Origin of the sequence: Vibrio ordalii ATCC 33509, assembly GCA_000257205.1 — a bacterium.
Lineage (GTDB): Bacteria > Pseudomonadota > Gammaproteobacteria > Enterobacterales > Vibrionaceae > Vibrio > Vibrio ordalii.
The window spans coordinates 1-4,384 of the sequence record AEZC01000252.1; the positions used below are offsets into that span (position 1 = coordinate 1).

At 46.1% G+C, this 4,384-nt stretch carries 4 protein-coding genes and 1 pseudogene; all 5 read left to right on the forward strand.

Annotated elements, in window-relative coordinates; all coding sequences use genetic code 11:
* Positions 1-154: 154 nt before the first annotated feature.
* On the forward strand, positions 155-403 hold the full coding sequence (locus VOR_RS0116350) for a hypothetical protein (RefSeq protein ID WP_010320759.1): 249 nt from the start codon (positions 155-157) through the stop codon (positions 401-403).
* An 80-nt stretch (positions 404-483) separates the two neighbouring features.
* A complete protein-coding gene (locus VOR_RS0116355) occupies positions 484-1,179 on the forward strand; it encodes a YjbF family lipoprotein (RefSeq protein WP_010320760.1) in 696 nt (231 codons plus the stop codon).
* Positions 1,179-1,340, forward strand: a pseudogene (locus VOR_RS19295) (pentapeptide repeat-containing protein); the annotation flags it as partial. The gene VOR_RS0116355 and the pseudogene VOR_RS19295, both read left to right, overlap by 1 nt.
* Positions 1,341-1,367: 27 nt before the next feature.
* On the forward strand, positions 1,368-2,123 hold the full coding sequence (locus VOR_RS0116360; RefSeq protein WP_415679759.1) for a capsule biosynthesis GfcC family protein: 756 nt from the start codon (positions 1,368-1,370) through the stop codon (positions 2,121-2,123).
* Positions 2,120-4,330: a YjbH domain-containing protein gene (locus VOR_RS0116365; RefSeq protein ID WP_010320763.1), complete on the forward strand. Its 2,211-nt coding sequence runs from the start codon at positions 2,120-2,122 to the stop codon at positions 4,328-4,330. Before VOR_RS0116360 ends, VOR_RS0116365 begins: the two co-directional genes overlap by 4 nt.
* The last annotated feature ends 54 nt before the right edge of the window (positions 4,331-4,384 follow it).

Here is a 4,384-nt window from a genome sequence, read left to right on the forward strand (position 1 = left end):
ACCAATTAATGAGTGGTTATTTTTTAATCTCAACTTAAATAGTCGATTCGCCTAGAGTGCAACTTGTTTACATTGGGATCAATAATGTTTATTGTTGCTACGCCCAATTTATATTGGGCATACATCGATGTAATTAAACTTCATGGGGAATACTATGAAAAAAACAGCAATCGCACTATTAGCATCTTTTGCTTTTGGTGGCGTAGCGATGGCTGCTGTTGAAGAAACAACAGCCGCGTCAACCACTGGCGGAGCCGCTGGCGGTACAGCAGCGACAACGGAAGCAGTAGGTACAGTAACGGCAACGTCTGTAGCTATCGGTGGCGCACTAGTAGCGGGTATAGTAGTTGCTTCAAGCAATTCAGGTACTTCTACTACCACCACAGTAACCGCAGCGCAATAAGCGCCTGCTTAATTCACAACCGCCATTGGCGGTTGTTTTTTTAATATTCAAATGACGAATTTTCTTATTAAGCCCCTATGATGAAGTTTGCTATTCACTCGTTATTTATTTGTTGCGGTTTTCTAATTACAGGCTGTACACAAAACACTCAATATTTTACTGATTCTTTAAATCTTGCTCTATTTGGCCCTGAATCATTAAGTATCTCGCAAAATAAAATTAATGAGTTGCCCTACGCCAGTATTTATGTAAAGCAAGGGGATAACCCTCAAGCATTAATGATATTAGCTTGGGCCGAAAAAGAGTCTCGCCAATTTCAATCCAACCCGCTGGCTTTAAAATATTTATCCGCAAATCATGAGATGATCGTTACCTCGGCAGGGCGAATCACTAAAACCGTGAATTTGCTGGATGGGAATTTATCCAATATTCGATCGCAGCAGCCTGATCCTCTAGCGATTGGTTTGCATGATTCCAGCACTCCGCGCTACTGGGAATATGAGATCAGTTGGCAGCCGGGCTATCACACCCAATATCACGCTCAATCTCGCTTTGTTGTACAAGGTGAGGAGCAAAAGGTATTGCCACAGGGCGCTAGAAATTTATTACATGTGGTGGAAAATGTGACAATTTTAGCGATTGACCAACATTACACGAATCACTACTGGCTTGAGCCAAGCAGTGGCGAAGTCGTCGTTAGCGAACAAACGCCAGCTCCCGGCATGGCGCGCTTTGAACTGATTGTTGCTAAACCTTTCTCAGGAGCGAATAAGTGATGATTTTATGGCTCAACTTAATACGCCACGTTTGGCTAAAAAAACGCGCGTTACTGAGCGCATCAGTGCCAAAAGCTACATTAACAAAAGCTATATTAATAAGAGCTATATTAATAAGAGCTATATTAATAAGAGCTATATTAATAAGAGCTATATTAACAAAAGCCACATTAATAAAATCCACATTAATGAAGCATTTTCTGCTGGGCGTATTGTGCGCACTATCACCGGCGGCCTATAGTGCACCCGCTAGTGTGGTGGAAGTGAGAAGCGCAGAGAAACCGGCCCTCTCCCTCTCTTTTGTATCTGTACCAAGAGTGGATGAGTTAGTCATCAATGCGCTAAATGCCAGTGCGCAGTTACCTGCCGATATCGATTGGCTAAGTAGCGCCTTGTTTGATGTGACAAGCCCGTATCAAAAAAAGCAGCAGGTTCTGCTGGCGATCACCCATCAAGAAAGTTTGGCCACATCGGCTCACAAAAAGCGCTGGCGTCAGCTGAAAGAGCAGCTACGCGCGAATGCTTTTGCACAGCGTATTTTTACTCCGCTTGATCCCGACATCACGCGCATCACTACCAGTCAGAACCCGAAATTACAAGGTCAATGGCTGCTGTCACTCAATGCGTTACCCACCACAGTATCAGTTTTGGGGAATGTTAAACAAGCTGGTGACATGGCTTGGAAACCACGCACTGATGCGGGTCATTATGTTCGCTCGGCAGGCCTTGCTGAGGCGGATATCTCGCAAGTATGGGTGATTCAACCCGATGGTCACGCCTCACTGCATGATATCGCCTATTGGAATCACGACTTTCAAGATATCGCGCCCGGAGCGACACTTTACGTGCCTTTCCCTATCGAAACGACGTCACTTTATCCTCAATATTCACTACACAATGTGAACGACATTGTCGTTGAACTGCTGCGAAATCAATTGCCATGATGAAACTGAGTTATCTTTCGTCTTCGACGATTCAACCACCTCGCGTCACTTGTATGGCGTGCTGCATTGCGTTTAGTTTGGCGTTACCGAGCCAAGCTGACGAATTCAGCTACCCAGCGCTGGTGCATTCTCAAACTGATTTTGGTGGTACAGGCTTAATACAGATGCCCAGTGCCCGCATGATGCCAGAAGGTCAATTCAGTTTAAGCGTCACAAACAACGATGATTACATTCATTACGTCAGTTCACTCCAACTCTTCCCATGGCTAGAAGCGACGATTCGTTACACGCAAGTGCATGAGCTACTTTACAGTGGCGATACCAGCTTTAGCGGTGATACGAAATACACGGATAAATCGATTGATGCCAAACTGCGTTTGCTAGAAGAGGGATATTGGCTGCCGGAAGTGTCGGTAGGGTTACGTGATGTTGGCGGTACAGGTTTGTTTGATGGCGAATTCATTGCAGCCAGTAAACGTTTTGGCCCATTGGATGTCACACTCGGCGTTGGCTGGGGTTATTTGGGTAACAACGCGAACTTAACGGGTGATAAATCCTCAACACCAGATTGCGGTCGCGATGGTAGTTACAGTGGTAAAGGCGGCCAATTTGATATTGGACGGATGTTCACGGGTTGTACGTCGCTGTTTGGTGGGGTTGAATACCAAACACCTTGGCAACCACTGCGTCTAAAAGTGGAATACGATGGCAATGATTACCGCAGTGATTTTCCCGTCACCCGTGGTGATGCAGTAATGCCCGTTTCAACACCGTGGAACTTTGGTGTGGTATACGCTCTTGCTGATTGGGCCGATTTACGCCTTAGCTATGAACGCGGTAATACCTTTACCGCAGGCATCACCTTGGGTACGAACTTGGCGACCATGCAACCGGTATGGGTTGATGAACCCAAACCCAGTTATGTTCCGCAAACGAAATCACATGAGTTAGACGATGCTGAATGGCAAACGCTGCTTCATGACCTTGATGTAATCGCCGGTTATAAACAAGCGACTTTGTACCAAGATGATGCCACCCTCACGATCGAAGCTGAACAATATAAGTATCGCGATCGCAAAGAAGCGCATGAACGCGCCGCATTGCTGCTGGCGAATCAAGGCATTGATGCACAGACGTATCGCATCATCGAGACGGCCAATAATCAGCCTCTCACTGAAACCAGAATAAAAGCGAATGCGTTTGCCCGCGTTGCTGACCGTGATTACCCTAACGCTCACATCACCGATGCCAGTGCGCGTGGTAACCCTGTCGCGATCAATGGCGAAGTAAAAGCGCAGCAGTATGATGCGTGGCAATTTGGGTTATCGCCTGTGTTGCAGCAGTCTTTTGGTGGCTCTGAAGACTTTTATTTGTACGCGCTTGGTGTTAGTGCTAATGCTAGCGTACAGACACGAGATCATTGGCTACTCTCTGGCAGCCTTTATGGCAACCTTGCCGATAACTACGACAAATACAAGTACACCGTACCGCCAGATGGTACTGATTTGAAACGGGTTCGTACCTTGTCTCGACAATATTATGAAGATGCCGTTCGCCTTGATAGCCTGCAACTAACCTACTTTGATACTTTCGGCCAAAGTTGGTTTGGTCAAAGCTACGCAGGGTATCTCGAAACTATGTTTGCTGGTGTCGGCGGCGAAATACTCTATCGTCCATTAGGTAAAAATTGGGCGGTTGGGATTGACGGAAACTATGTAAAACAGCGCGACCCTGATACCGCTTTCGGTCTGTATAAAGAAGAAGTGCATTCTGATCCACAAACGGGTCGAAACTATCGAGTACAGACGGGCACAGTAACAGGCCATGCAACGCTCTATTGGCAGCCTAAGTTTTGGTCATTGATCGACAATACGTTACTCAAGGTCAGTGCGGGGCGTTACTTAACTGAAGATATCGGTATGTCGGTCGATTTTTCTAAACAGTTTGATAGTGGTGTGATTGCCGGGGCGTTTATTTCTAAAACCAACCTTTCTGCGGAAGAGTTTGGTGAAGGCAGTTTTACCAAGGGATTTTATGTTTCAATTCCTATGGACTTGATGACCATTCGGCCGAGTACACAGCGCGTGACCGTATCTTGGTTACCGATTCAACGTGATGGTGGGCAAATGCTGAACCGACAATATCGCTTGTACGATATGACGGATTCACGCTCCCCTTGGTATGGTCGCCCTATCTCAAGCAACTAGCTTAGACTATTGTTACTAATAAAAAGAGAGCTCATTTATGGGCTCTCTTTTCGT